This window comes from Treponema sp. UBA785 (assembly GCF_002297065.1).
GTDB lineage: Bacteria > Spirochaetota > Spirochaetia > Treponematales > Treponemataceae > Treponema_D.
Map to the genome: position 1 here is coordinate 84,236 of NZ_DBJD01000090.1, position 438 is coordinate 84,673.

Genomic DNA, 438 nt, shown 5'->3' on the forward strand with positions numbered 1-438 from the left:
CTTTTTCCCGCCTGCAATCTGCGGCGCTGTGATGTTTTTAATAGCTTTTTCCATAAGCCTCCTTTTTGCTTAATCGCCTTCTGGACGTTTGTACTCGTCCATCAGAATTTCCATAAGATTTTTTTTCTGATTGTAGCTTAAGTCATCCTTGCTCGAGGCAAGCAGTATCTTCAGCTGGTCGTAACCGTAGCTGGAGTCGTTCCCAATCAGATAGTCGGTTGTTGTGTGAAGTGTGTTCGCAATGTTTGCAAGCACATCCGTTCTTGGCAGGCGTCCGCTTGTCATGTAGCGGCTGAACGCAGCCTCTGTGATTCCGCAAATCTCGCAAAGCTTTTTCTGCGAGTAGCGGTTCTCCTTCATAAGTTTTTTTACCCTCCCTGCAAAGAATTTTTCTTTTTCTGCTGCCATATACTACCCCCATAAAAAGTCAAGATTAAA

At 44.5% G+C, this 438-nt stretch carries 1 protein-coding gene; it reads right to left on the bottom strand.

The genetic code is table 11. From position 1 onward, the window contains the following. Positions 1 to 69: 69 nt before the first annotated feature. The gene (locus B2X33_RS08200) at positions 70 to 408 is read right to left on the bottom strand and encodes a helix-turn-helix domain-containing protein (RefSeq protein WP_296022910.1); all 339 of its coding nucleotides are present in this window, start codon (positions 406 to 408) and stop codon (positions 70 to 72) included. Positions 409 to 438: the final 30 nt, after the last annotated feature.